Origin of the sequence: Bacillus cereus group sp. BfR-BA-01524, assembly GCF_022662595.1 — a bacterium.
Classification (GTDB): domain Bacteria; phylum Bacillota; class Bacilli; order Bacillales; family Bacillaceae_G; genus Bacillus_A; species Bacillus_A thuringiensis_S.
Window position 1 is genome coordinate 1 of sequence record NZ_JAKUDW010000075.1, and the last position, 25,697, is coordinate 25,697.

Consider the following 25,697-nt stretch of genomic DNA (forward strand, 5'->3'; position numbering starts at 1 on the left):
GATTCACAAAAGCTTCAAGCAATGCAGATGTAGATTCTTGGAACAACAAATAAGTTTTGTATTGAAAATAAGAGGGGGCGTGTTTCATATAGCTCCCTCCTTTTAAAACATAGGGAGGATGGTAACAGTTGGAATGAATCTATAAAACTTTATAAAAGATCCACTAGTTATTAGAAAGTTTAAGTTATGATAATTAGAGAGGTCATATAGATTAAGTACTATTCCATAGGTGAATTTGCTAATTTAATATGAAAGACGATCCAAACGTTAAGAAACTGGGATAAACAAAATATTTTTAAACCACATCATGTAACGAATAGTGATTATCGGTATTATACCCAAGAACAACTTAATCATTTCTTGGATATTAAAGGTGAAATGCAGCAGGTAAACAAAATCGTAATAGGATACTGCAGAGTCAGCTCTCATGAGCAGAAAGATGATTTGGAAAGACAAATTGATAACGTACAACGTATATGTTTGCTAAAGTCTATCAATTTGAAATCATCACTGATATAGGAAGTTGGATTAACTATAATAAAAAGGGATTAAATTAACTAATTGATAAGGTCACTAATTCAGAAATAGAAAAGATTGTTATTATGTATAAAGATTGGTTAATTTGATTTGGGTATGAATTAATCGAAAACCTATGTGATAAATATGGAACGACTATTGAGGTCATTGACTATACCCAAAAGACCGAGGAACAAGAAGTAGTAGAAGATTTAATTCAGATTGTCATTGTTTTCAGCTGTAGATTGCAAGGTAAAAGAGCCAATAAAGCCAAGAATATGTTTAAGGAGTTTATGGAAAATGATACTTGCGAGGAAAATAAGAATAAGACCGAATAAAGAACAAGAACATCAACTTTGGAAATCTGTTGGAACAGCCCGATGGGCTTATAACTGGACATTAAGTAAACAGGAAGAAAATCATAAGCACGGTGGTAAATTTTTATCTGACGGCATCCTTCGTAAAGAATTAACAGTTTTGAAGCAAACAGAAGAATATGCATGGCTATATGAGGTATCCAATAATATTACAAAGCAAGTGATTAAAGATGCTTGTCAAGCATATAAGCGTTTCTTCAAGGGGCTGGCTGATAAACCACGTTTCAAAAGCAGAAGAAAATCAAAGCCGTCTTTTTACAATGATAATGTAAAATTGAAAGTCCGGCATAACGAGGTGTTGATTGAAAAAGTTGGATGGATGAAAATTTCAGAATCATTACCAGGTCATGTGAAGTATACGAATCCACGTATTCATTTCGACGGGAAGTATTGGTATTTGTCCGTAGGTGTTGAAGAAGAGAAGTTGCAACATAAACTAACAAGTGAGAGTTTAGGGATAGATGTAGGTATTAAAGAACTTGCAGTATGTTCGAATGGAATGAAATTCAAAAACATTAATAAAACAAAGGTAGTTAAGCAGGTAGAGAAACGCCTTCGTAGGTTGCAACGTCAAGTTTCTCGTAAATATGAAATGAATAAGGAAGGGAGACGTTTCATCAAAACCAGCAACATTATAAAACTTGAAAAGAAGATACAACTCTTACATAGACGCTTGACAAATGTCCGAGATAATCATATTCACCAAGTAACTACTGCAATCGTGAAAACCAAACCTTGCAGAGTTGTGATGGAAATGTTAAATATCAAAGGAATGATGAAGAATAAACACTTATCAAAGGCTATTGCACAACAAAAATTATATGATTTCAAAATGAAAATACAGTATAAGTGTGAGAAATATGGGATTGAGTATATTGAAGCAGATAAGTGGTTTCCCTCTTCTAAAATGTGTTCGACTTGCGGTGAAATCAAAAAAACTTTGCGTTTATCCGAAAGGATATACACCTGTGACTGTGGACATGAAATAGACAGAGATTTCAACGCATCTATTAATTTGTCGCGATATCAATTAGCAACTTAACACATGAACGTTATTGCTAATATGTAGGATTCGTTGTATCCGAATTTACGCCCTCGGAGTGTTATATCAAACGAAAGTAGCTTTGGCAAAATCGGACACGTAGAACAGGGAAAAAAACAAACTTTATAAATTTTTATAAGGTTTTTGCAACGGTATTATGTATGTACCAAATCGTGAAGTCTCACAAAGTGTATTAATAGATACAGATTTCTATATGGATCAGTATGTACAAACCCCTGACACTGTTATCTTAGATGGGAATCAAACGAAAATTATAGAGGTACATTTAACGAAACCAAATCAAGATAGAGTATTTTTAGGCGGATTATTATTTGAGTTAGCGCACAATAAAAAAGTACAAAATCTTGAAAAAGACGGATTGAACTTCTCTGTACATAATGACATTGAATAAGTAGTAGCGTAACAATTGAATGAATAAGAGACTGAAAATTCAATCGAAAAACGCCTCTTAAACTAAAAGGCACAACTGTTGAATCTTGTCCAACACAACCACAAGTCCATGCACTTATTCAAAATATAAATGAAAATATTGTAAGGGCTGTAGCAATGAGAGAATATCAAGTCGATTTTGGAGAAAATGGATTACAACTGCAGTTAGATTTAGGGACAACTTATGTAGGGAAGGATAGGCAAGCCACTTATACTTCTACGGTCACTTGGTCTGTAGTGAGTGGACCGTCATAATCCATCAAACCCGAAAAATAAGGAGAAAAATTATGAGTATATATGTAATAGGAATACTAATAGGATATATGACCCTGAATGTATTTACTGATTTGAAATATAGAAAAACGAAAAATATATGGCATCTATTATTCTTAATTGTTGGTATGGGTATCACGTATTTTGCCGGAATAAGAACAGGAAAAGAGATTGTAATTATACTAGTCATAGCCTTAGCGTGCGGTTTATTACTAGAGACGTTTAAATTCTCTTCACCTGGTGATACGAAAATGCTTGTGGTGGTAGCTTTATATGTTAGCAATGTAGTAGAAGAATCGGCTATGCTTACTTCAATTACCTTAACAGCTTTCCATTTACTATTCTTTTGGATTGCTAGTGTGTATCGATTAATTAAAATTTTAGGGTTTGTAGGAGCGATTAAAGACCAATTGGAGCATGCTGTTTCTATATTTGGGGCAAAACTACCAAAGAAAGAAATACAGCTGATACAGAGTTTTCCAGGGGCTTGTTCTATTTTATTAGGAGCAATTGTGTATGTTGCTTTCACTATCTATCAAAACGGAGGTATGTTAGCTTGAATAGTAGAATCATTCATCAAAGAGAAACGTATATTTATTTTACGATATTCGCACTAGTAGGGGTACTTATTGCAAATATGTTTATTCATATGGTGTTTATACTAGCGTATCCGTTACTTATCGGATTAATTGTACAGGTTGTCCTGCTTCAGAAGATAAAAAAACCTTTTTATCGGAGTGGAAAAGAATTAACGGAACAGTTAAAACTAAAAAATATATTTCTAGTAGAATCAAACATTTTAGGAGACGAAGAAGGAACTGTCTATGAGGTGCATCAAATGCCTTTTTCATTTTCGAATGGATTAATTAATAAAGATAAGAGTTATAAAGTCATAAAACAAGAGTATGATAGAAAAGTCAAAGAGGATCTAACGAAAATTGCAAAATGGCAAGTTACAACAAAAGCTAGACTTGTTACGACAACACATTTTCGTTTATATACAATTTGGCAGAAAAATAGCACAGGCTATCAATTGAAAAAAATAGACGATTGTATTGATCAATATGCCAAGATGAACCTCATTCAATGGATGATTGCTTCATTTTGTACGACTGGTCGTATTAAGTACGATAAAAAACCAAAAGAGTGGGCTAGCTATGAATGGATTACTTTAAGGTAAATAAAAAAGACAGAACGAAATAAAGGAAAATAATAAGGTTTTTTAATTTTAATATAAAATATATAAGAGTCTTTCTACATTTTATTGTAGAAAGACTCTTATTAATACTAATAATGTTATATATGAAACTGCAGACTAGGGATCCAAAATAAAATTTTAAACTGTCGTAGTTGTATTGAGTAAACCATACTTAAATATTAGAAAAATGATGCTCTTTGTGAAAACAAGGGCTTATTTATTACTACGATTAATGCGTTTAAAGTTATCGTTTGCGAAAATAATGCTGTTCATAATGTCTGTTATAGGGGGGAAATTACGTATATTTTGTTTTGGTAAAACCATAAGGCCATTTTCTTTTAAGAAGAACTCCTCTTGAGGATCATTTATTTCGGCATTTGGCACAATAAATGTCCAAGCATAACCACCAAATATAATTATGCAAGTCTTACTATTTTTTTGTCCTGTTCTTGTATATGTATTTCCATTAGTAATTATTTCATCACATTTGGAAGCTTTGTCTTTTGGGTCTACCAAAGAAATACCTACAATCGGAATAACATTTTCTTTCGGCGCTTGTCCACTTTTAATTGCTTTAACAATTAATGTTTCTGTATTTTCATCTAAAGTAATACCCTTGTGAAATTTTTGAGCAATGTGTGCTCTCCATAAGACGGACAATAGAAAAATTTTGAACTTGTTGTAATCTAATCCTTCCCAAGTTTCCTTTGTATCATCGGTAGATGGTTGAATATGCAGACGATCCCTAATAACTTGAATTCCATATTTGTCATATTTATTACCAATTAGATTACTATCACATTCTTTGCATAATAGTTCCTCTCTTTGTCCTTTCTGCATAGTAATAAAGCCATTTCTCGACTGTGATGAAAAAAACAATCTATTTTTATTATCATACATATTCTTATAAAATCCTTCAGGAACTATATGGGATTTTATAAGTTCTTTTCCCTCGCCACATAATCTGCACTTTTGATCCATCTAGGTCTTTGCCACCTTTATCGAAATGAGATTCGTTATTTTTATAATCTGTTTTTATATTTTACCATAATATTCCCTTTTATTTTGTTGATTTCCCTCAGTAGTTAAAGGATATTTTAAATTGACTAAATTATTTTTAGGGTTTCATTGTTACTAAATACATAGAATTAGTAATTAAGATAGCAGATATTAATAGGAAATGTCTCCGTTTAATTTGCTATAATTTAAAATTAGTAGTCATTTTTTTACGCAAAAAAGACCTCCATGTAAAATGGAGATCTTTTTAAAATGACGATGAGATATGACTCAATATCTCTTGTAGCATACTTTAATTATACATTATTTCAAGAAATCGAGAAAGATTAAACGTAATATGACTATAAAATATTTGAAAAGATAGATTGTTGAAAAATAGTATGTTGGATATGAAAAAGTATTCTTACTTAGTAAGAATACTTTTATTATTTATGTAAGAATACTTTTATTACTTATGTAATTATTCTTCTTGGTGGTGACATTTTAATTGGGGTTTCGATTTTAAGATGGTCTGCACCAATTACAAATTCATCGCAAAAATAATTATGGTAATTTGCCAGCCATGAATATTTTTTTAATAACTTAGAATTATTTCGATATTTATTTATTGCCTCTTCAATTTTCTGTCCATGTCTTTCTAAATGAGGATATAGTGAGCTAAAGTTGTTAAATTGTACTTCCTCATCATACATGTCAAACAAAATGTGTAAGTAGTTTGAAAACCACTCCCCGTCTATATCCTCAAGTAATTCTCGATGGAAAGGTGATAAGGTAATAGGAGAATAATACCTATTGTAATATTTTACTTTTTCTATGCACTCTTGACTTAAAATGATTCTAGGATAAACAGCAACTTTTGACTCTAAATCATGTGCCATTATTAATTCAGGGCCAAAAACAGTCTCCTCATCCATAAAATGGGGTCCAATACTTACACCACCGCGAATAAAGAAGCCATCTTGAGCTAATGAAAATTGATATTCTGCCAAGTTATTAAAAGTATTCCCTAATTCGTTTTCTCCATCGCTTTGAATTGGCCATCCAATTACCACGTTGTCAGTAAAAACTTTAACTTTTGCAGGTACAAATGAATACGGTGTAATTGCATTACGTGCATTACTTAAGGAAGAATGGATTTCTTTTAGAAAATCATTACCATTCCCAGATCTAATTGCCTCCAACCCAATTGATGTAAAGCCTAATACATCAATAAAGCACACAACCGAATTAACTAATTCGGGATTATCTGAATTATATTCTACAACCATAATGTTCCCCTCCTAATTTATATTATACATTTAATTTTTAGCTTAATATATTAATACTTGAAAATATTCTATGAATTGATTAATATAAATGTATATTTATTGTTTAATTGATTCCGTTTATTCCCACACCTTATTGTGTTGTGGTTGAGTTGTAGAAGCAAGTTGCGTCTTGTTTCATTTTTGAAAGGGCTTCTTTAAGCCGATTAGTGTATATATAGCTTATTTTGCTATGCACATTTTTAATCGACTTGAAGGAGCCCTTTTTGTGTTGTTTTCAAGTTAGGAATCACTTGTAAAAAGATATTTAGATTTAGGTATACAAATAAAAAAACTGTGAAAAAAAACACAAGATTTGTGTTTTTTTTGCTTTGAAAGGGGATCATTATAATGAAATACAAGCATGCAATTACACTAGATAAACCATTACTATCATTAGAGGAAATAATTAAAATCTTTCAGAGGAATGAAGTTACTCAACCAATTCGAAAGCGTAATTCTAGCATTTTCCGTGATACAGAAGATTATATTGCAGATAAAATGACGGCCTTACACATCAACTCGGATGAGTATTACAATACGATTTTTTTACCAATTTTACACCATGATTGTGAAGAAGATTGTTATTTTGCATTTGAAAGGAATTACTGTTTAGAGGTGTATGGCTATCCATGTACGTTAGAAGATATGTTTAAGGACTGGGGTCTTTATATTATTAACGAAATGGATTGTAAATTAGAAAAAGTAATGTCTGAGTATGTAGAGGTTAAAAATCCTTTATTTGATCCGACTGTAGAAGAATTGGCCAGAATTATTAAATATAACAAAGAGCGTACTAAGGAGTGTAGTAGATTATTTAATATTCCTCTTGAACCATTGAAGAAAACATTAAAGGAGTCCTCCCATACATTGATGGAGATCATTCAAAACATTGAAATGGAGGACATATCAAAACTTCCTACACACTTAGGTGTTCAATTTGCTTATAGAAGGGAAACGAAAGAACTTTACATGTATTATGGAGAAAAACATTTGCCGTGGCTTTATCGAGTATTACTTTTTCTTCATATTTTTGAGTTATCTATTCCAAGTGTAAAGAAATAAATTTTTGTGAAGTAGAAATATGTAACCAGGGGAAGTTTAAATGAAAATGAGTTATGAAGTATCTATATTTTGTTCTGCACATCCAGATGATTTTATGCCAAATTTGCGTGCATTACGAATGAGAGTTACAAAAGAAGGAGCGTTTTGGGAACGAGATTGTTATCAGTTTTCCATTAAACCATCAAACTTGTCACAGCGAGCAGCCAAACAAGCAGGGGAAATCTATTTGTATCATGTCTATTTCAATGGATGTATACGAGATTTCCTTTTTTTATTGGAGCGATGCTTTAGAGGGACAAGTTATCGCTTTACTGCAATCCGCGGTTTCCTAGAAATAGAAGGGTATTCCCTAAAGAAATGGAAGCCAATTTTACGTAGTCATCATATAAACTCTACTGATGTAGATTGTATTTTCAAGAAAAATGATCTTACAATGGTTGTACATCACCATGGAGGTTTAGAGGTAGCTAAGCGTGCGGAGAAAGGCCAGGAATTAAAAAAAGTAAACTTTCTAACGGTAGATAGCTGGTTACAGGCACTTAATCCGACAAAAGAAGATCTATTCTCTTTAACAGGTGTGAGTGTATCTTAATGAGTAATTTACAAAACTATGTAAGAGTGTATAAGCAGAGGGAATGACAGAAATCCGTAGTTAAAACGACTATGAATTACTGTCTTTTTATTTTAATAAGGAGGATTTTAGCATGGAATTTGAAGCATATGTAGAATCCGCTTTGCTAGATCAAGAAGATAGAAACGATTATTTAGTTTATGATACATATTCTTTTTTATATCCGTAGGTGAACAAAGATAATATCTAAATAGAAGTATAAAAGGTTTAATGGAAGTAGCTGTTCCATATATAATACACAGTATATAAGGAGTGGGAAAAAATGAATTATAACATTCAAAAAGGTCAATTTCGTTTAACGAGTGCTTATCCAAGAGGTAGCTGGTGGGAATTTTACCGTGTCACGTGTCCGATTTGTCATGATACAGGTAATTGCATGCTGCATGTTTCTCAAGAGAAGGTAGCATGTACACGTGTAGAAAGTAAATGGATTTACGGAAAAAACACGGGCAACCCAAGCTACATTCACTACATAAATGGAAAAGATAAGTATCAATTGCCTGAGGTGGATGAAGTTCAGATTTATGATAAGAAAAGCAATGAGGAATTAGATGTGTTTAATCGGAAGTTAATGGATTTCATACCATTGCAGGAGCATCATCATACACATTTATTACGAGATAGAAAAATGAGCGAGGAACAAATACAAGTACGTCAATATCGATCTTTCTTAAAACAACAAATTGTGTTAGAGGAGGGTAATACGTATACGACTGTTTGGGAGAAGCTATTTAAAAAGATGGGGAATAAAAACTGTTGGCAGGGGGTTCCGGGCTTTTATGAGTTGAGGAAAGGTCAACTTTCTCTTCGTTTGATGTCAGGATCTCCTGGTATATTGATTCCTTTTCGAAATCAGTACAATCAAATTGTTGGGTGGCAGGTTCGTGTGGATGAAGTGAAAAACTCCGTTCATGTGAAAGCGGCACCTACTGGAGTTCAAGCAGAATTAATTGAGCAGCCTAATGTTGTAAAGATAACTAAAAATGGTGATTGTATCTTTGAAGGCGAACTAGAAGTAAGCAAAAAGGTAGAGATTCCATTTCAAGAGGGACAAATTGTTGTAAAGATTCATAAAGGGCAAAAATATCTGTGGCTCTCATCAGCAAACAAAAATCAAGGGACTGGTGCAGGTGGTAGTGAAAATCCACTTCCTGTACATGTAGCGGTACCGAGTTCTCATCTAAAACATTGGAATTCTGGTACATTGCATCAAACTAAATCAGTAATGATCACAGAAGGACCCATGAAAGCCGATTTGATTGCTGATTTGCTTCCAGAGAGATTTAATAAAGAGGAAATTTCTGAAATAGGAACAACGGTTCTTGCGATTCCTGGTGTAAATGCTTGGCGAATTGCTATGCCTGTATTAAAGGATATGGGTATAGAAAATGTCTATTTAGCGTTTGATGCCGATTTAGTAGAGAATCAAAAAGTAAGGAAAGCTCTTATAGACTTTGCGACAGAGTTAAAGCGATTGGGCTATAACTTAATCATAGCTGCATGGAACCCAACGCAAGGTAAGGGGCTGGATGATACAATGCAAGCGGGATTTAAACCTGTATTTCAGAGATTGTGAAAGTCATAAAGTAGGTTGATATTTTCATAAATAGGCAGATTGAAAAAGATAGAGTTTTTAATTCTATCTTTTTCTTGTATCCAATTAACTAAAAGAAGGGTAGAAGAGAATATGAATACATCTATGAAAAAAATCTAGTGAATTTACGAGTTGATTTTGCTTTCAAGCGCTTGTTTGGAGTAGAAGGAAACGAGGAGATACTCATTGGTTTTCTTAATGCGGTATTACAATCCTCTTTAGATGAGGAAATCATTTCTTTGCATTTAGATGATCCGCATCTTCCAAGGGAGCAAAAGGATGATAAATTGTCTATTTTAGATTTGCGAGCTACTCTGAATAATGGTATAAAATTAAATATAGAGATACAGGTTCGCGACAAAAAAGACATGATTGAGCGATCTTTGTTCTACTGGGCTGGCATGTATTATTCTCAAATGACTCAGGGGATGAAGTATACAGAATTAAGACCAACCATATGTATTAATATAGTGGATTTCATTCTGTTTCCAGGAGAAGAAGACTTTCATAATGTCGGTGTAGTCATGAACAAAAAATCGAAACACATAATTTCAGAGAATATGCAATTGCACTTTCTTGAGATTCCAAAAGTAATTCGAGAATGGCAAGAAGATCGAATGGATCCATGGGAGGATATATTAGCACGTTGGCTATTATTATTTCCTGCTTATGAAGATGAGAAATTAACTACAATCCTGGAGGGAATCGCGATGGAAAAAGATCCAGTTTTGAAAAAGGCAATAGAGGATTGGGAGCGTTTAAGTAGTGATAAGGACTTTTTACGCTTATATGAAGCGAGAGAGAAGGCAATAAAAGATAGAATATCAGAAATAGAGACGGCAGAAGAAAAGGCCGCGGAAAAAGCAGCAAAAGAAGCAACAAAAGAAGCTAGAATAGCAACTAAGATAGAGATGATTCACAATTTAATTAATGTCGGTGTACCTATAGAGAAAGTAGCGGAAGCCACTGAATTAAGTGTGGAAGAGGTTAATGAAATTTTAAAAAATAAATAGCTAATAATATAAAAACAGATAATTACGTTTATATGGTAATTATCTGTTTTTTTTACTTATAGCACTATTAATGGATGAAGGTTATAATTTTACTTGTTATATTACTCTTTCCAATCTAAAATTTCTTCTATAGAATAGTCACGTATTAATCTTAACTCGTTAAATTTAAATATTAAATCGAGAGTTCTATTGAACCAATTAGTAGGTCCAATTTCTTTGAAAAATTTTTCGCTGAGTACCTCGTATAATTTGCCTAAAAAATTTATGTAGTCAATTTCATCTACATTATACTTAACTGAAGTTATAAAATCTATAAAGTCTTCTAATGATTCCAGATTAAAAATCATTTCATAATCGAAATTAATTATATTAAAATTCTTCAGATTATAACTCTTAATTTCTTGTGAATTACTATTGTTTTTTAACAGTTCATATATACTTAAGGTTAATTCGAGTCGATGTAATTCATGGTTACCGATAGTATATTCGAATAAAAAACTTCTCATTTGCGCTGTTAAAATTTTAATTAAGTATCCTATATTTGACTCGGACTCAATACCTTTCATGTAGATATATTTCCAAAGCTGATCAGGATTTAATTGAGTAGAGGAAAATAAATATTTAAGCATGTCATAAAATACTTCATTATTAATAGGATGATTTTCTACCAAAGCATAGATCTCACATAATTGTTTTAGTGTTGAACTTACTATAATTGGTTCAATTTTTCTTACATCATCATTATTTATAATCGGATATCTGTTTGGGTTGCGTGCACTATAAAATTTGAAATTTAGTAGGTTGTATTTTTTTTCTACAGGAAGCAATTTTAAAACAGTTTGTAGTAAAAGGGCAGACTCACGTTGCTTGCTATATGGATTAGATGTATTTCTGTTTAATAGGCTTGTCCCAAAATCTAAAATTTTAACTTTGTAATTTCTTTTGTATATATCAAGTGGCTCTAACAGAATATTCTCGGCATGTAAATCACCATGAAAAACATTAATTTTATGACACTCATTAATAGTTAGTAAAATGTCTTTCAAAATTTTGTATCGTAGTTCATCTTGTAAATTTTTTTGAGTAGTTAAAAACTTTTTTAATGTTATACCTTCTACCCATTCCATTGTTGAATAACAATAACCTGTATCGGTTAAGCCGGCTTTATAGATTGTTACAACAGAAGGCATATCTAAATTAGCTATCTTAGCAATCTCTTCTTGATATTTATCAAAATATACACTGTAATGTCTAGAGTTTGTATTAGGTAGCCATATTTTTAGGGCGCATATTCTCCCCGTTATACTTTCTTGGGCCTTTAAAACAATACCATTTGCACCACAGCCAACAAATTCTATAAGGGAAATATCAGGAATTGTTACTTCTACCCAATTACTAATATCGCGATTTTTCTGAATCCACTTTTTTCTTGGTAATTCTTCATCTTTATCTAAAGGTAATAGTTTAAGCATGTTATTTTCGAAGTGATAATCTTTTCTTTTATCTTTCATTTTAATTCTCCTATATAATTTATTTTTCGGAAAAATGCAATAAATTAAATCTAAATTATAATTTAAGACGGTTAGTATTTATTAATACTAATAATTATATTATAAAATTCAGGAAGATAGTGTGTGATTATATTTCACTGTAATTTTGTATACATGTTAGAGTGATTTTTTATTTTCTAAATAAATAGTGGTAAATGTGTAATATAATCAACCTGCAGGCTAATTAAAGTATATTAACCCCGAATTTAATAAATAATTGTGTAATTTTTATATAGATATATGAAGTCAATTCATCACTCACCTACTCACTTTGCGCTTTCTGAGGAAGGAGTCTTCTTGGCTAAAATAATAAAAAGAAATATAAATAAAATAGAACAAAAAATGTCCATTTTTATTTTGGGGGTGTAAATAAGGGGTTGTATTTTTAAAATCGTATTGCTATAATATAAACGTAATAAGATTTTACAATAAAATATAAAATTAATCAGTTCGCATATAAGAGAAGACCTCAATATGCGCCATGTCCTTAGGGGACGTGTGCGTGTATTGGGGTCTTTTTGCGTTTTGCGAGCAAAAACATCCGGAGGTGCAGGAATTATGTTGAATTGGTTGTCTGCAAAACTTATGACAACATCAGTAGGAGATTTCTTACTGGCAAAAAGTAGTTTTTCGAAAGGGCTTGGTGGTAATGGTGGTGGCGGTAATGCTGAAACCGTTCAAAAAAGCATGAACACTTTGGTGAAAACATTAATTGGTTTTGGGGGAATTTGGGTGGCAGCTTGCGTTGTATTTGCAGCTATTAAACTATCTGGAGCACAAGGGAAGAACCCTGAAAACCGTACACAAGCTATGATTGGTTTAGCTTGCGCGGCAATTGGAGGCTTTGTCATGATTAAAGCTTACGATATCGCTGCTTGGGTTACGACAATCTAACATAAGAGTTTGTACAAGCTCTCCTCTATTTGGGGAGAGCTTCTCTTATACAAGGGAGGAAAAAGAATGAGAAAAGTAACCGTTCCTGTTGATATGACTTCGGAACAAAAAACACTATTAGGTGTGCTGAGCAAACGCCAATTGATTTATCTATTAGGTGGCGGAGCATCCCTTTATTTATATGTACCATTTTTATGGCGACTATTTGCACCTATTGATGCGGTAGTAGCATTTTTTATTTGCTTAATTTTAGCACTACCGACGGTAATAGGTGTTATAACGTTTGCGTTTATATATAAAGAAAAACAACACATGTATCTAGATAAGTATCTACTTATCAAAATGCGTAGCCGTTCCGAAAAAGGTAAGTGGAGAAAAGGGTACGAGCCAACTACATGGGCAAAGGAGAACTTATAAATGTTAGAAATGATATATTTTGCAGCGATAGCCATTGTGGGATTTTTCTTTTATCGGAAAATGAATGGAAAACCGCTGTTTGGTTCTAAGAAAAAAGGGAAAAAGCAAGGTGGAGTAGAGAAACACACTACTGAAAAAGCTGGAAAGAAAAATAAAAAAAATAGGCCCGCTGAATCGGAAATTGATGAGGATAATGTTGACTTCTTTCGTGCTTTTGTAGAAGACATTAAGGAAATTGATAATCATATGATTCGATATCATGATGATACATTTGTTCTGATTGCGGAAGCACATCCAGTTAACTATTATTTACTCTCCAATATGGAACAAGAAGCAATTGATATCAAAATTGAATCCTGGTTAACCACATTAGAATTTAATACGAAAGTATATATTCAAAGTAAGTTTGTGGATTTAACAGATCCTGTACGCAAAATGACAGAAACGATGAAAGGTGCGAAGGACCTTACACCAGAGACGGTTCTATATGGACAAGAAGTTATCGATAACTTAGAGTATTGGCAGCGTTCGCAACCTCGATATGAACAAAAGCGTTATTTAATTTATCCATACAAGGTTGATATTAGTACGATTACTGCTGATACAGAGGAAGAGTTGGAAGAAAAGATTGTGGATAAGGCGTTTAACGAATTATATCGCCGTTATAATGCTTCTCGAAATCTACTATCGAAAGCAAAAATTAATGTAGAAATGTTAACGAAAGATAAATTAATAGAACTTTTATATGTAGCATTTAACCGTCGGAAAGCTGTAAAAGCTCGTTTCCAGGACTTAATTGAAAATGAGAATTTCTCCCTCTATTCAACAGGGGAAACAAATGAAAGAAAACTAGAGTTAATGAAGAAAGTGCTAGCAGAAGAAAAGGCAGAAAAATCAAATAACGGGGTGGCGTAAACATGAAGTTGTTCGGAAGAAAGAAAAAGGAAAAGAAAAAAATAGAAGCAGAAGAGAGGGACGAATTGGAGCTAGAGGAGGAAGAGTTGGAAGAAGAGGAAGTACCGACGCAATTAGACAATCAAACAACAGTGTTTGATGTTATTGCCCCAGAAGGAATGAAAATTGATGCAGAAGATTATGGGGTTATTAAACAATCTTTAGGAAGTAATACGTTCTTCCGTCCGTTTTATATTCCACGTGATGGATATCCACGTATGATGCAAACGAATTGGCTGAACATGTTAACTTCAGCCGGGGAAGTGGATGTCATGATTGATATTCATAAAGAGCCAAAAGCTAAGGCAATGCGATCATTAGATATGCAGCTTACAATGTTACGTTCGAATCTTTCTTTCCAACGTACACGAGGAAACATTGACCAAGAAAAAGACTTAGATGCAAAAATTCAAGATACAAACAATTTAATGGATGAAATCCAGTTCAATGAAAACGACTCGTATATGGTGAGTACAATGGGTGTTGCTTACGCAGAATCAAAGAAAGAATTGGACGTTTTATGTGAGTATATTGAAGATGAAATGCAAGCATCTCATTTTAAGATAGCAAGTACTTGGAACCGTGTGAAAAGTGGTTTGAAAGCTACTATGCCACTAGGGGCACCAAATACGCTGCAAGATACTTATCGAAATATCGATAGACGTGCTCTATGTACATTTGCACCCTTTGTATCAGGATCCGGAAGATTTAACGGTGGTATACCAATAGGAAAGAACAAAATTACTGGCCAAGTAGAATTTTTAAATTCATTCGGGAATGCAGATTATCGTCCACCAAACTATAACATTGGTGTGACAGGAATTTCAGGTTCCGGGAAAAGTTTACTTTTAAAAATGAAGCTCGCTCGTGAAACATCACTTGCAGATACACATGCAATGATTATCGATCCAGAGGGAGAGTTTGTAAAAATTACAAAACGTTTAGGTGGTATTAACCTAAACATTTCTCCTGAAAGTAATATAATTATCAATCCTTGTGCAATTGCAGTAACAGAACTGCAAATTACAGATAAAGATGAAGAACTAGAAGCACTTGAACAATATGATAAGAAGGAACTCGTAGAACGTGATGGCGTAAAGTATGTGAGATTTGTACCAATTTTAGAGAAAATCAATGAAATACTCGGATTCTTTGACATTATTATTCGTGGGCAAGACTTTGATCAACCAGGATTAAATGTATTCCAACGTACGATGCTAGAAGATGCAATCCGTGAAGTGTTTGATAAACATGGTATTACTACACATCCTTCTTCTTTATATACAGATGAAGTGAAGAAGGTGGATGGACAATTAATTCAGTCTCAAGTAAGAAAGCCAGAGCCAGAGTTAAAAGAAATCTACGATGTCATAGTAGAACATCATGGAGACGATGTGAAGGCAGAAGAGTTAATCGCTGCGATTCGTCCGTTCTTACGTGATGGGTCAAAACCATTATTTGATGGGCAAAGTCATTTTGGTCGTGGTGTAGAAACACAATTAAATGAATCACGTGTTGTTAACTTTAATATTAGTCATTTAGAAGAAGGATTCTTAAAACCAATCGCTTTCCACGTTATCTTGAACTATATTTGGGAGCATTGGATTAAGAGTCCAGAACATGCTATCAAACGAAAAGTACTGTATGTGGATGAGATGTGGCAGTTTATCGATTATGAACAAACGGTTAACTTTTTAGAAAAAGTAGCACGTCGTTCACGTAAAAGAAATGCCGGTATGTGTTGGGCAAGTCAGGACTTTGTTCGTATTTTAGAAAATGTAAAAGCTCGCGGTATCTTGCAATCTACTTTCTCTTATTTCTTCTTAGAACAAAATAAGATTGATAAGAAAAAGATCCAGGAGAACTTTAACTTAACTGCTGGGGAGCTTGATATTATTCTCAACAATCCAGGAAAAGGAGAAGGGATTTTCCGTGTAGGAGATAGTTCGGTTTGGATTCAAACAGATCCATCAGATAAAGAAATGATGTTCATTGAATCGAATGAAGCGGTACTTCAAGAGCTTCTAAACAATATGAAGAAAGTACAAGGGTACGCAGGATAGTAGCGTACCTTTGTAAAGGAAGGTGAAATTATGCTTGAGAAAATAATAGATTGGGTTGGTGGCCTTCTTATCCATATGGTAAAGGCCCTACTAGCGCCTATTTATGGATTTATGGATACTATTCCAGTTATAGTCTTTGGTGGAGATAAATCTAATCTGGATTTTTTATATGCAAAGAATGCAGTTACGAATGTATTAGATACTGGTATGCCTGTCATGTTTAAATTTGTTGCTTTTTGTGTTCTCGTCAGTGTAGTAATTACAGCAGCAAAATATTCAGCAACGACTCTGAATCCAAATAATCGCACGGCATTAATTGAATATGCAAAAGACTTAATGATTATCTCGATTTGCCTCTGGCATTTAGATTTCTTTTATAATTTTATTTTTGATCTAAATTCTTGGATTATATTAGAGTTTAAAGAGGCGTTAGGGAATTTTAACCCAGATCAGCAAATACCTCTATTAAAGAATGGACTGGCAGACAATAAGACGATTACAGAACTTTCGATGAAAGACCATAAAAATGATTATATGTTTATCATATTTGGACTATTTATTGAAGCTGGATTAATGATATGGGCAAACTTTTATTATTTAATGCGTGCTGTGACACTATACGTATTAATGTTACTAGGCCCTGTAATGGTAGGAATGTGGATGTTCCCACAAAAGAAACAACAGACGTTATATTGGATTCGTGAATTTATGGGTGCAGTATTAATTCAAGCAATTCACGCAATTACTCTATGGTTAATTATTACACTTATTGGGGGTGCGCAAAATCCTATTATAAAATTAATATTACTTGCGATGTTTATCCCAGTTGGTGAAATCGTGAAAAGCTTTATTGGACTTAGCACCAATGCATCTGCGGGTATTCATAGAGCGGGTACGATGATGGGTATGGGTGCTTTAGCAAGTGTGGCTGGACTCGTCAAAGGTGTTCGTGATGACTACCGTAATTCAAAAGCAAAGCCTGATGATAAAGGGGATAAAGAAAAGACAAAAGAAGATGCTGATAACCCGAAAGATGCATTAGGAGCGAATTTAGGGACAGATGTTGGTACAACATCTCGTGCAGCTCGTATGTTAAAAGCTGGTCAAATTGGAAGTTCAATTGGTAAAGCGGCTGGTGGACTTGCAGGTATGACAGCAGGAGCTGGTCTTGGACCAGGAGCGATGGTAGCAGGCTCGCAAGTTGGAAGTGCATTAGGTAGTGCTCCTGGTGCAGTGGCTGGTAGAAGTGTTGCTGCAGTCGGCGAAGGAGCTGTAGCTTTAGGAAAACATATTGGTTCCAGTGTAAAGAAGGGTGCGGACACGTATTCAAATCTAAATGGCGAATCTTATCCGGAACTAACTGATGAAGATGTCGCACAGGATTTAGCTACAAAAGACTTTGAAAATTGGAAAGCAGATAATCCTGATTCTGCAGTTGCGAGCCGTTTAAAACAAGCATTCCCTGGTGCGTCCGATGCAGAGATTGCTAAAAAAGTAGCGAAAACAAATACTGATCAAATGTCTCGTTTCTCAAATCAGCGGAAACAAGATTTACAAAATATGAAGAAAACCGCTACACCATATGGAAATGCTAGAGATTTAGTTAACGCTGCAACGAATGCATTCCAAAAGGGGTATGAGGCAGACCATAAAGATACGTTTATGGGGCAGTTACCAGAAAATATGCCAGCGGAAGAGAAAGAGAAACACTGGAACGACCATCTGAACACAAAAGTACAAGGATTTAGAAACCACGCAGAACAGGCGGCAACAAAAGCAGGAGCCATGCCAGTTGATGCGAAGGACAAACAAGGAAATAATCTGTTCGATAAGTCCTATGTGAATAAAGATGCGTTTGCTTCCCGACTTGCATTAGGAAAAGTCGGAAAAGCAGTCGAGGATGTAAAAGGAGAAACGTTAGAAAGTGGCCATCAAAATATGGGACAAGTAGGTGCTCTTGTCGGTGCTTCTACTGCTGCATTTAAGAAAGCGTATAGTGCAGACCATAAGGCTGGATTTATGAAACAATTCCCTGCAGATATGCCGCAACAAGAAAAAGAAGCAGCATGGAATAAACATTTAGGTCAAAAAGTACAAGGATTTAAAGATTATGCACAAAAAGCAGCAGAATCAGCTGGTATTGTACAGCAAAAAGACGGTACAAACTATGCGAATAAAGAAGCTTTCGCTTCTCATTTATCACAAAAGTTACAAAAAGATCCTGGTTTAAATGCTATGGGTGTATCTAGTGCAGTAGGCATTCAGAAGGCAGTCAATGGCGTGAAAACGCACGGTTTGACAAGTGGAACAGGAAGCCAGCAAGCAAAACAAGTAAGTAATGTTGGGAACCTGGTACAAGCCTCTACAGAATCCTTTAAACAAGGCTATGCAGCAGAACAACAGGCAAGCTTTATGAAAAACTTGTCCCCAACTATGTCTCAACCACAAAAAGAGCAAGCTTGGCAGTCGCACCTGAATGAAAAAGGAAATGAATTTAAAGCAGTTGCACAACAAGCGGCAGTACAAGCGGAAGCGATGCCCGTACAGGCAAAAGATACGAGTGGCAAGAGTTTACATAATCAATCATATATTAATAAAGATGCCTTTACTTCGCAATTAACGAAAGGTTTACAAGGCCATGCAAGTCTCGGAACGGTGAGCCAACAAGTAGGTTCTGGAATTACTAGTGCAATTCAAGGTGTTCGTTCACATGGCGTTGCGACAGGTGGCGCAATCAATAAAGCTGTATATGCAGCGACACAAACGCAAGCGAGTATAGCACGTGCAGGAGATCTTTCCGTTGCGGAAATTGAACGCTCTTATGCAGATGCATCAACAAGTATAGCGAATATTGCACAAAGTGCTGGTAAAATGTCTATCCCAACTTCAGCAGTGGGACGTATGACACAGCAAAGTACAAAACTTGGCATGAGTGTAATGGAAGGTGCGAAACACCTTATGCTTGCGGATCGCATTGATACGGTATCAAATGCATACTTTAGTGCCGCGAGTGCTGTACAGCAATCCGGAGGGAATGCTGTACAAAGAGTAATAAGTGGGACCAATGCTGCTGTTAATACATCATTAGGTGGAAATGCAGCAGAGCGCCACTATAATGTGACAAAAGGCTTAAGTTACACCGCAGGTGTGATTGGTGGTGCGGGTGCTTATCAAGCAACTGCACGTATGGTAAGTAAACATAATCCGTATAACAGTGCAGTTCGTACAGAAGCAAAAGAGATTCAGGAAATTCAACAGATGGTACCGACAACAACAGATCATACAGGCGCGCAATCGGTTGTAAAAGGTGCAGTACGTCTTGTGACGACAAATAATAAATCTTGGATTGAAGCAAAAGACGCTAGTGGTATGACGCAAGTTGTATCTCGTTATGGTAGTGGAGATAGCAGTATACGATCTGGACAAGTCGTATATCAGGACTTAAATATTTCAGATGGACAATTAACGCAGTATCGTAATGGTGCGAAAGCATCTCCGGCTTATATACAAGATTCGAGTGGTGGCAAAATCAATATCAATCGCTCGATCAATGTAAATCCAAATCAATTAGTAGGAAACCAAAATCAAAGACCGTTACAACAGAAACCGGTATTTAATGAACCACCACTTACGGTAAATCACAAGGTAGACAATGGTCACTTCTATATGTCTGATTTAGACCAAGGTGGTTATAAAAATGTACAAATGGTTGTAGAAAGAGATCGTAGTTATATGGTTGCGACAACAACAGATGGTACAGTGTCACGTATTTCGCCGTTTGGAAAAGGAGATACGCGCTTACAAGCAAACCAAAGGATTGAAAGAGCTTGTGAAGTGAAAGACAGTAGTATTAAGCCAAGAGAAGAAACCTTAGTAACACATACACAGGATGAAGTTGTTCGTACAGAGACGCATCTGAATTTATCAGAACATGACCCACAAAATCTGATCCCATTTGCGCCAAATCCTCGCTTAGCACAGCGAAGAGGAAGAAATTCTCAAAATGGAAAATATGGTGTGATAAGTCTATGAGTCAAAATCCTAACGATCCAAATGAACAGAAAAAAAGTAATCCTTTAAAAGATGTAGCTTCCCACTTTATTAAGAAAAAAGGGATGCAAGCGCGCGGGAAGATGGCAAAATTGGCAGGAAAAGCAGGAAGGGCGGCAGCGAAAGCTGCTGCCAAAATGCTAAAAGCAGGTATATTAAAAATTGTGGGTGCTGTTGTGGCAGCGGTTGGAGTACCTGCCGCTTTGATTATGGGAGTAATTATTGCTGTGTGTGTGATTTTAGTCTCTTTTGTACCTTTTACCGATGATGAAGGTAAGACAGAGGAACAAGTAAAAAAATATATGGAAGTCTCAATGGCTCTGAATGTGGATTGGAAAGAGGTTGTCGCCTTTGACATGGCGCGATATGATAATGATTTAACTGGTAAAGATCCGCATGATGCTATATCATATTTTTTGGATATCCAATATGAAGAATATACGGAAAAAGAGGTATGCGAGGCAGGACCGAATGGTCCTTGTGAAAAAAAGAAAAAAGAGATGCAAAAAACAAAATCTGAAAGTTACTCCGGACCAGATGTAAAAAAGATATTAGGAGATACAGATTTTAAGAAAAAAATAGATGAGATTAATGCAAGTGGAAGCAAAAAAGTGACAACATCTTCTCATGGGCTAGAGAAAGCGATGGAACTCGCAAAGTTTAGTAAAAGTCAAAAAGAGCGTGCACGTGAGATATTAGAAGCCGGGATGTTAGAAGGTATGTATGGACATCTTGCTCCTACTACTGGTGGATTTATTGGTGGTATGTGTGTAGGTAATGTGAGTCCTGGCGGAGAGCCTGTTAATCTTAATGAAAAAGTTACAGGATATCTTCCTAAGATTAAAGAAATGGCAGAAAAACATGGTGTTGCTCAATATGTTGGTATTCTCGCAGCCCAAATGATGCAGGAGTCAGCTGGAGCGGGAAATGACCCAATGCAAGCATCAGAAGGGCAGTATGGAGATATGAGTTCATCTTGTATAGGTGTAAAAGGAAATGCTCGTGTAGGGTGTATTAAAGATCCCAATATTTCTATAGAAGCAGGTGTACGGGAATTTAAAGATGTACTAGGAAAGGCGAATGGTGACATTGCTCTTGCCTTGCAGTCTTACAATTTTGGTGAAGGTTTTATTAGTTATGCTTTAGCAAAGGGTGGCTATTCAGAAGAAACAGCTATTGAGTTCTCAAGAAGTAAAAATCATTTAAATCCAGATGGTTGTAAGGATCCGAATAACTTCAGGACAAAGGTTAATGCGTGCTACGGGGATTTTACATATGTTTCTAAAGTTTTGAAATATTACAAAGATTTAGGGTGTGTGGCAGATGTATCTGGCGAATGGATTTCGGATAAAGGTTGGAAATGGCCAACAAAATCAGGTCGTATTACAGATACGTTTGATGCTTTTCGTGGTGGAAAACAACATAATGCTGTTGATATTGGGGCCATGACCGCCGGAAAAGCTGGAGACCCCGTATGGTCAATGGAAGTAGGTATTGTAACAGCCCAAACAGGAAATGTAAATGGTGGTGGTCTAGGTGTCTATGTAGACCATGGAAATGGGATTGTATCTCGTTACTTACATTTGAGTAAAATATCAGTTGCACCAGGAACTATGGTGACAAAAGGGCAAATTATTGGGGAAATGGGCGGTTCTAACTTTGATAGAGATACAGGTTTCCTTAATATGAATGGATACGCTGTCCATTTAGATTTCCAAATTCGTATTAATGACCAACCAACAGATCCAATGAAATTCTTTAAGAAAAATGATGATCCAGGGTTATCATCCGGTGGCTCTCCTACAATGACAAATGCTAAACGACAAAAGGTACTGGAAGAAGCGAAAAAATGGCTTGGACAAGGGAAAGTGAGCTATGTATCCGGTGCTAGAAATCCAGCTGCAGGTAGTGCCGATTGCTCTGGATTTACACAATACGTGTTTAAAACCAGTATAGGTGTCCAACTAGGGGATTGGACAGGTGCTCAAATTGGACAGGGAAAACAGGTGCCCGATATCGGTCGTGCACAGCCAGGAGACTTAATTTTCTATGAAAATCCGAACCATGTATCTATTTATTTAGGAAATCAGAAAATGATTCATATTGGTGATAATAAAGGTGTACAAATTACAGGTCTAAACTATACGGCAAGAGGACAACATATGACGCAAGTCCGTAATGTAATAGACTGATTTGGGATGTGAAGATATGAAGAAAATTATGAATGTGTTAGCGAATCTGCCTCGTAAGTACTTAGTTGTAATGGGGATTATAGTGTTAGTAGTAGGCGTTGCGACCTATAATACTATTCATCGTTATATGATGAAATCACAAGTACAAGAGGAAGAGCAGGTAAATCAAGATGAAATCGAGATGCTTGGAGATAAGCCAAAGGGATTTGATACAAAAGAGGAAGAATATATCGCAAAGACAAAAACAGTAGAGGATTTACTACGAAAAATTTCTAATAGTAGTTATGATGTCCCGTATTTGTTTACAAAGGCTGGATTTGGTATTGAACCAATGAAGATGACAAGTAATGAGCGTATGCTGGCTACAGAAGCTGTTCAACGATATTTCCTAAATGGAGATCAGTTTTACAATGCGCGTATTACCAAAATTGACCGTGGAAAAAAAGTAGATACGTTTCATATTGAAGTTTTAATTCAACAGGTAAACTTCTTAGAACCACGACAATTTAAAGTGCAGGTAAACAAATATGCACAAATTGTAACACCAATTGCACAAATTCCACATGGACAAGAAGAAGTACCTGTGGATTAAGAAGAAAGTGAGGGTTGTGGGGAAAAACACAACCCTTTTATAAAAAAATAAAGAGTACCTAGAATTATTTATTGAATATTTATAATTTTCTGATATAATAAAATCATGGTTAAACGAAATTTGTATATAACGCTAAAATGAGATGGATATGGAGGAATACAAATGAGAATGTTAATTGGAACAGCTGCGAATTTTGTTTCGGGGTATTATATAGGACGAAATTCTGGATTATTAGGAACGTTGCTTGGATGGGCTTTTCTGTTGGGTGGTGGCTATCTGTTAATAGAAAATTGGGATAGCATCACAGTATGGATGCATAGTTTGAATATTGTACGAGGGCTAGATGGTTACGAAGATATGAGCAATGGCTTCATTTTCATCTGTTTGGTAGTAAGTGGCTTTATTTTTATCTTGTTGTCCCCGATTTTCGTTATTTTATTAATAGTTTGTTTTGTATTAATGAATATTGTAGCTTGTACACTTGTGTTATTAACATCACCAAGTACATATATAAAGAAGAAAGATAAGGAGAACGAATGGGAATGAGTACAATTCTAGTTTTAGGTGGATCAAATGGAAGAACGTTAGAGAAGTTGGCCAAAAAAAGAGACTGCCAGGTTATTTTCCATGATGGGAAAAATCACGGAGGCGTAAAGAAAACCTTTCGAAGTGTTATAAAAAAATGTGATGTTATTGTCATTCAAAAAGGTGCATGTGGCCATGTATCTATTGATGTAGCAAAAGAGTACGCAAAGAAGTATGATGTCCCACTATTATTTAATCAGGGATTTGGTGGAACGGGTGCGCTTGAAATGGGATTAAAGCATTTGAAGGTTGCATGAGGTTTGATACATATCTATGGAATTATTATTGTTAAATCAATATATAGCATTTAAAAAGAGGGCGGAGGAAGATAGTGTTTAAAGATATATATGTATTATTTCCACCAGAAGGGAAAGAAAGCATCGAATTTCAATTCATTTTAGATATAGAGGGAGAGAAGTTTTACGAATATTATAAGGAAAGTAGAGGATGGAAATAAGAATATGAGTAGTGATATTAGATATAAATCGGGTTTCATCATTTTGATTTATTTTGTTATGACACAATTTGTGGGGATAATAGGTGTACTATTGCTAGCGAAGACAGGTTGGTATGATATTCAGGGAGACCAACAGCAAGCAATTCAAAAACTTCTTGTGCATTGGGAACTAATTGGGTTTTCACTTATGCTGATAATCATCTTTCTTATATATGGTAAAGATTTAATAAACGATCCAAAGTTATCGATTAAATTATCAAGAAATTCATTCATATGGATTTTAGTTGGGATCATATTCGTATTTCTTGCGCAGATGGTTGGTAGTGTGTTAGATAAGAGTGTATTTCAACTAACTTCGCAATCAGCAAATACGTCTAGTACAGTCGCTGCAGCAGCAATATCTCCTGTGGCACTTATTTCAATTGTTCTTCTTGCACCTTTAGTTGAAGAGTTTGTTTTTCGTTATGCGGCCATAGACATTTTAATGTCTAAGTTTAAGCAAACTTGGAGCATACTAATAAGCTCATTGTTCTTTTCTATTATGCATTTTGACTTTCCATTTATATTTGGATATTTTCTAATTGGGCTTGTACTTGCTGTAGTATATGTGCGTACTAATAGGTTACTAGTATCATTTGTTGTTCATGCTAGTATGAACTTAATTGTTGTTATACTCCAGATTTCTTGATGAAAAGCAGCGGATTCGCACATCTTACTAGTGATCTAGTTTTGTATGTTTATGGATTTAAAATTATGATAAGATTAATAAGAATACATTTGAAAATGTGGGTTCAAGTTGCTGTATTGACTGAATTGCACCAAAAAAACCAATTCCATTACACGGGAATTGGTTTTTTGGTGTGTGTTGTTAGCATAATTATTGACGGCCTAAAGGAGATTTGTTTCTTTGTAGTTTAGTATATCTTAAATAAAAAGAAAATTCAAAAACAAAATGATGAATATTTACATATTTTTAAATTACAACACAAAAATGTAAATATATGGTTTATAATAGGTGGTGAAACACTCTCCTATGTTTCTGGTGACTGTATCTTTTATCTGTTTTTGGGGTAGCAAGCACATTTTAACGATTTTATACTCTAAGGGATTCTCAAAACTCAATAACACAATTTGAATTGAGATTAGATGCTTTGCTTAGAGTAGTAAAATCAAGGTTTTTTGATGTCGAAAATTGCTTAGCGTATATTCTCGTTAAAATGTTGGCGGTACCCCAAAAACGGAATGAGTTATGACGAAGTTAAAGCTATTATTGGTAGCGATGGGGAAGTTTTATCAGAGACAGGTCAAGCTGGTGACCAATTCCATACAATTATGTATAAATGGGATGGAGAAAAAGGATTTGGCGCTAATGCGAACTTTATGTTCCAAGAAGGTAAATTACAAAATAAATCTCAATTTGGTTTAAAATAAAAAAAGCACTCATATGAGTGCTTTTTTAAATT

At 34.8% G+C, this 25,697-nt stretch carries 22 protein-coding genes and 4 pseudogenes; 23 read left to right on the forward strand and 3 right to left on the reverse strand.

The genetic code is table 11. From position 1 onward, the window contains the following. The first annotated feature begins 258 nt into the window (after positions 1–258). The 6 genes and pseudogenes from MR170_RS22280 (at position 259) to MR170_RS22300 (ending at position 3,838) form a co-directional block, all read left to right on the forward strand. A pseudogene (locus MR170_RS22280) lies at positions 259–854 on the forward strand (IS607 family transposase). Then, positions 817–1,935 (forward strand): RNA-guided endonuclease InsQ/TnpB family protein, encoded by a 1,119-nt coding sequence (locus tag MR170_RS22285; protein WP_242309330.1) that lies wholly within the window; start codon positions 817–819, stop codon positions 1,933–1,935. Before MR170_RS22280 ends, MR170_RS22285 begins: the two are co-directional and overlap by 38 nt. Positions 1,936–2,086: 151 nt before the next feature. After that, positions 2,087–2,505 (forward strand): annotated as a pseudogene (locus MR170_RS22290) (hypothetical protein); the annotation flags it as partial. Next, positions 2,485–2,640 (forward strand): annotated as a pseudogene (locus tag MR170_RS32760) (WxL domain-containing protein); the annotation flags it as partial. The pseudogenes MR170_RS22290 and MR170_RS32760, both read left to right, overlap by 21 nt. 32 nt (positions 2,641–2,672) lie before the next feature. After that, the gene (locus MR170_RS22295) at positions 2,673–3,218 is read left to right on the forward strand and encodes a hypothetical protein (RefSeq protein ID WP_242309332.1); all 546 of its coding nucleotides are present in this window, start codon (positions 2,673–2,675) and stop codon (positions 3,216–3,218) included. After that, positions 3,215–3,838, forward strand: a complete 624-nt coding sequence (locus MR170_RS22300; protein WP_242309333.1) for a hypothetical protein — start codon at positions 3,215–3,217, stop codon at positions 3,836–3,838. The genes MR170_RS22295 and MR170_RS22300 overlap by 4 nt, the downstream gene beginning before the upstream one ends. A 231-nt stretch (positions 3,839–4,069) precedes the next feature. Here the strand turns inward: MR170_RS22300 and MR170_RS22305 are convergent, their stop codons facing one another. Beyond that, the gene (locus MR170_RS22305) at positions 4,070–4,837 is read right to left on the reverse strand and encodes a hypothetical protein (RefSeq protein ID WP_242309335.1); all 768 of its coding nucleotides are present in this window, start codon (positions 4,835–4,837) and stop codon (positions 4,070–4,072) included. A gap of 488 nt (positions 4,838–5,325) precedes the next feature. Further along, positions 5,326–6,141, reverse strand: a complete 816-nt coding sequence (locus MR170_RS22310) for a hypothetical protein (protein ID WP_242309337.1) — start codon at positions 6,139–6,141, stop codon at positions 5,326–5,328. Positions 6,142–6,528: 387 nt separating this feature from the next. On the opposite strand from MR170_RS22310, the gene MR170_RS22315 reads away from it, so the two are divergent. The 5 genes and pseudogenes from MR170_RS22315 (at position 6,529) to MR170_RS22335 (ending at position 10,480) form a co-directional block, all read left to right on the forward strand. After that, the gene (locus MR170_RS22315) at positions 6,529–7,242 is read left to right on the forward strand and encodes a hypothetical protein (RefSeq protein WP_242309339.1); all 714 of its coding nucleotides are present in this window, start codon (positions 6,529–6,531) and stop codon (positions 7,240–7,242) included. Between the two features lie 40 nt (positions 7,243–7,282). Continuing rightward, positions 7,283–7,834: a hypothetical protein gene (locus MR170_RS22320; RefSeq protein WP_242309340.1), complete on the forward strand. Its 552-nt coding sequence runs from the start codon at positions 7,283–7,285 to the stop codon at positions 7,832–7,834. 106 nt (positions 7,835–7,940) lie between these two features. Then, positions 7,941–8,122 (forward strand): annotated as a pseudogene (locus MR170_RS22325) (LPD1 domain-containing protein); the annotation flags it as partial. Between the two features lie 13 nt (positions 8,123–8,135). Next, positions 8,136–9,449: a DUF3854 domain-containing protein gene (locus MR170_RS22330; RefSeq protein ID WP_242309342.1), complete on the forward strand. Its 1,314-nt coding sequence runs from the start codon at positions 8,136–8,138 to the stop codon at positions 9,447–9,449. Between the two features lie 137 nt (positions 9,450–9,586). Then, positions 9,587–10,480 (forward strand): Rpn family recombination-promoting nuclease/putative transposase, encoded by an 894-nt coding sequence (locus MR170_RS22335; protein WP_242309343.1) that lies wholly within the window; start codon positions 9,587–9,589, stop codon positions 10,478–10,480. 101 nt (positions 10,481–10,581) lie between these two features. Here the strand turns inward: MR170_RS22335 and MR170_RS22340 are convergent, their stop codons facing one another. After that, the gene (locus MR170_RS22340) at positions 10,582–11,991 is read right to left on the reverse strand and encodes a protein kinase domain-containing protein (RefSeq protein ID WP_242309345.1); all 1,410 of its coding nucleotides are present in this window, start codon (positions 11,989–11,991) and stop codon (positions 10,582–10,584) included. A gap of 513 nt (positions 11,992–12,504) precedes the next feature. Here MR170_RS22340 and MR170_RS22345 point away from each other — a divergent pair. The 12 genes from MR170_RS22345 to MR170_RS22395 all read left to right on the forward strand — a co-directional run bounded on the left by MR170_RS22345 (position 12,505) and on the right by MR170_RS22395 (position 25,665). Beyond that, positions 12,505–12,924: a hypothetical protein gene (locus tag MR170_RS22345; protein WP_048563135.1), complete on the forward strand. Its 420-nt coding sequence runs from the start codon at positions 12,505–12,507 to the stop codon at positions 12,922–12,924. Between the two features lie 66 nt (positions 12,925–12,990). Then, the gene (locus tag MR170_RS22350; RefSeq protein WP_001233532.1) at positions 12,991–13,341 is read left to right on the forward strand and encodes a PrgI family protein; all 351 of its coding nucleotides are present in this window, start codon (positions 12,991–12,993) and stop codon (positions 13,339–13,341) included. Continuing rightward, on the forward strand, positions 13,342–14,256 hold the full coding sequence (locus MR170_RS22355; RefSeq protein ID WP_242309347.1) for a hypothetical protein: 915 nt from the start codon (positions 13,342–13,344) through the stop codon (positions 14,254–14,256). 2 nt (positions 14,257–14,258) lie between these two features. Further along, entirely contained in the window at positions 14,259–16,358 is a 2,100-nt protein-coding gene (locus MR170_RS22360; RefSeq protein WP_242309349.1) for a VirB4 family type IV secretion system protein, read from the forward strand. Between the two features lie 30 nt (positions 16,359–16,388). Further along, positions 16,389–20,390, forward strand: coding sequence for a TrbL/VirB6 family protein (locus MR170_RS22365; protein ID WP_242309351.1), 4,002 nt, complete (start codon positions 16,389–16,391; stop codon positions 20,388–20,390). Continuing rightward, positions 20,387–22,600, forward strand: a complete 2,214-nt coding sequence (locus MR170_RS22370) for a lysozyme family protein (RefSeq protein ID WP_242309353.1) — start codon at positions 20,387–20,389, stop codon at positions 22,598–22,600. Before MR170_RS22365 ends, MR170_RS22370 begins: the two co-directional genes overlap by 4 nt. A 16-nt stretch (positions 22,601–22,616) precedes the next feature. Beyond that, positions 22,617–23,192 carry a hypothetical protein gene (locus tag MR170_RS22375; RefSeq protein WP_242309355.1) on the forward strand — a complete coding sequence of 192 codons (576 nt, stop codon included), beginning with the start codon at positions 22,617–22,619 and terminating at the stop codon, positions 23,190–23,192. A 162-nt stretch (positions 23,193–23,354) separates the two neighbouring features. Next, the gene (locus MR170_RS22380; RefSeq protein ID WP_001996152.1) at positions 23,355–23,738 is read left to right on the forward strand and encodes a hypothetical protein; all 384 of its coding nucleotides are present in this window, start codon (positions 23,355–23,357) and stop codon (positions 23,736–23,738) included. Next, positions 23,729–24,034: a DUF2325 domain-containing protein gene (locus MR170_RS22385; RefSeq protein WP_073541001.1), complete on the forward strand. Its 306-nt coding sequence runs from the start codon at positions 23,729–23,731 to the stop codon at positions 24,032–24,034. Before MR170_RS22380 ends, MR170_RS22385 begins: the two co-directional genes overlap by 10 nt. A gap of 74 nt (positions 24,035–24,108) precedes the next feature. Further along, a complete protein-coding gene (locus tag MR170_RS32305) occupies positions 24,109–24,234 on the forward strand; it encodes a hypothetical protein (protein WP_276575653.1) in 126 nt (41 codons plus the stop codon). A 4-nt stretch (positions 24,235–24,238) separates the two neighbouring features. Beyond that, positions 24,239–24,922 (forward strand): CPBP family intramembrane glutamic endopeptidase, encoded by a 684-nt coding sequence (locus MR170_RS22390; RefSeq protein ID WP_242309357.1) that lies wholly within the window; start codon positions 24,239–24,241, stop codon positions 24,920–24,922. 554 nt (positions 24,923–25,476) lie between these two features. Next, complete coding sequence (locus tag MR170_RS22395; RefSeq protein ID WP_000119432.1) at positions 25,477–25,665, forward strand: hypothetical protein; 189 nt, start codon at positions 25,477–25,479, stop codon at positions 25,663–25,665. Positions 25,666–25,697 lie beyond the last annotated feature (32 nt).

Bases quoted from the DNA above. Each gene is read 5' to 3' on its own strand.
- MR170_RS22285 (WP_242309330.1), top strand. From the start codon at position 817: ATGATACTTGCGAGGAAAATAAGAATAAGACCGAATAAAGAACAAGAA.
- MR170_RS22295 (WP_242309332.1), top strand. From the start codon at position 2,673: ATGAGTATATATGTAATAGGAATACTAATAGGATATATGACCCTGAAT.
- MR170_RS22305 (WP_242309335.1), bottom strand. From the start codon at position 4,837: ATGGATCAAAAGTGCAGATTATGTGGCGAGGGAAAAGAACTTATAAAA.
- MR170_RS22310 (WP_242309337.1), bottom strand. From the start codon at position 6,141: ATGGTTGTAGAATATAATTCAGATAATCCCGAATTAGTTAATTCGGTT.
- MR170_RS22315 (WP_242309339.1), top strand. From the start codon at position 6,529: ATGAAATACAAGCATGCAATTACACTAGATAAACCATTACTATCATTA.
- MR170_RS22320 (WP_242309340.1), top strand. From the start codon at position 7,283: ATGAAAATGAGTTATGAAGTATCTATATTTTGTTCTGCACATCCAGAT.
- MR170_RS22330 (WP_242309342.1), top strand. From the start codon at position 8,136: ATGAATTATAACATTCAAAAAGGTCAATTTCGTTTAACGAGTGCTTAT.
- MR170_RS22340 (WP_242309345.1), bottom strand. From the start codon at position 11,991: ATGAAAGATAAAAGAAAAGATTATCACTTCGAAAATAACATGCTTAAA.
- MR170_RS22345 (WP_048563135.1), top strand. From the start codon at position 12,505: ATGCGCCATGTCCTTAGGGGACGTGTGCGTGTATTGGGGTCTTTTTGC.
- MR170_RS22350 (WP_001233532.1), top strand. From the start codon at position 12,991: ATGAGAAAAGTAACCGTTCCTGTTGATATGACTTCGGAACAAAAAACA.
- MR170_RS22355 (WP_242309347.1), top strand. From the start codon at position 13,342: ATGTTAGAAATGATATATTTTGCAGCGATAGCCATTGTGGGATTTTTC.
- MR170_RS22360 (WP_242309349.1), top strand. From the start codon at position 14,259: ATGAAGTTGTTCGGAAGAAAGAAAAAGGAAAAGAAAAAAATAGAAGCA.
- MR170_RS22365 (WP_242309351.1), top strand. From the start codon at position 16,389: ATGCTTGAGAAAATAATAGATTGGGTTGGTGGCCTTCTTATCCATATG.
- MR170_RS22370 (WP_242309353.1), top strand. From the start codon at position 20,387: ATGAGTCAAAATCCTAACGATCCAAATGAACAGAAAAAAAGTAATCCT.
- MR170_RS22375 (WP_242309355.1), top strand. From the start codon at position 22,617: ATGAAGAAAATTATGAATGTGTTAGCGAATCTGCCTCGTAAGTACTTA.
- MR170_RS22380 (WP_001996152.1), top strand. From the start codon at position 23,355: ATGAGAATGTTAATTGGAACAGCTGCGAATTTTGTTTCGGGGTATTAT.
- MR170_RS22385 (WP_073541001.1), top strand. From the start codon at position 23,729: ATGGGAATGAGTACAATTCTAGTTTTAGGTGGATCAAATGGAAGAACG.
- MR170_RS22390 (WP_242309357.1), top strand. From the start codon at position 24,239: ATGAGTAGTGATATTAGATATAAATCGGGTTTCATCATTTTGATTTAT.
- MR170_RS22395 (WP_000119432.1), top strand. From the start codon at position 25,477: ATGAGTTATGACGAAGTTAAAGCTATTATTGGTAGCGATGGGGAAGTT.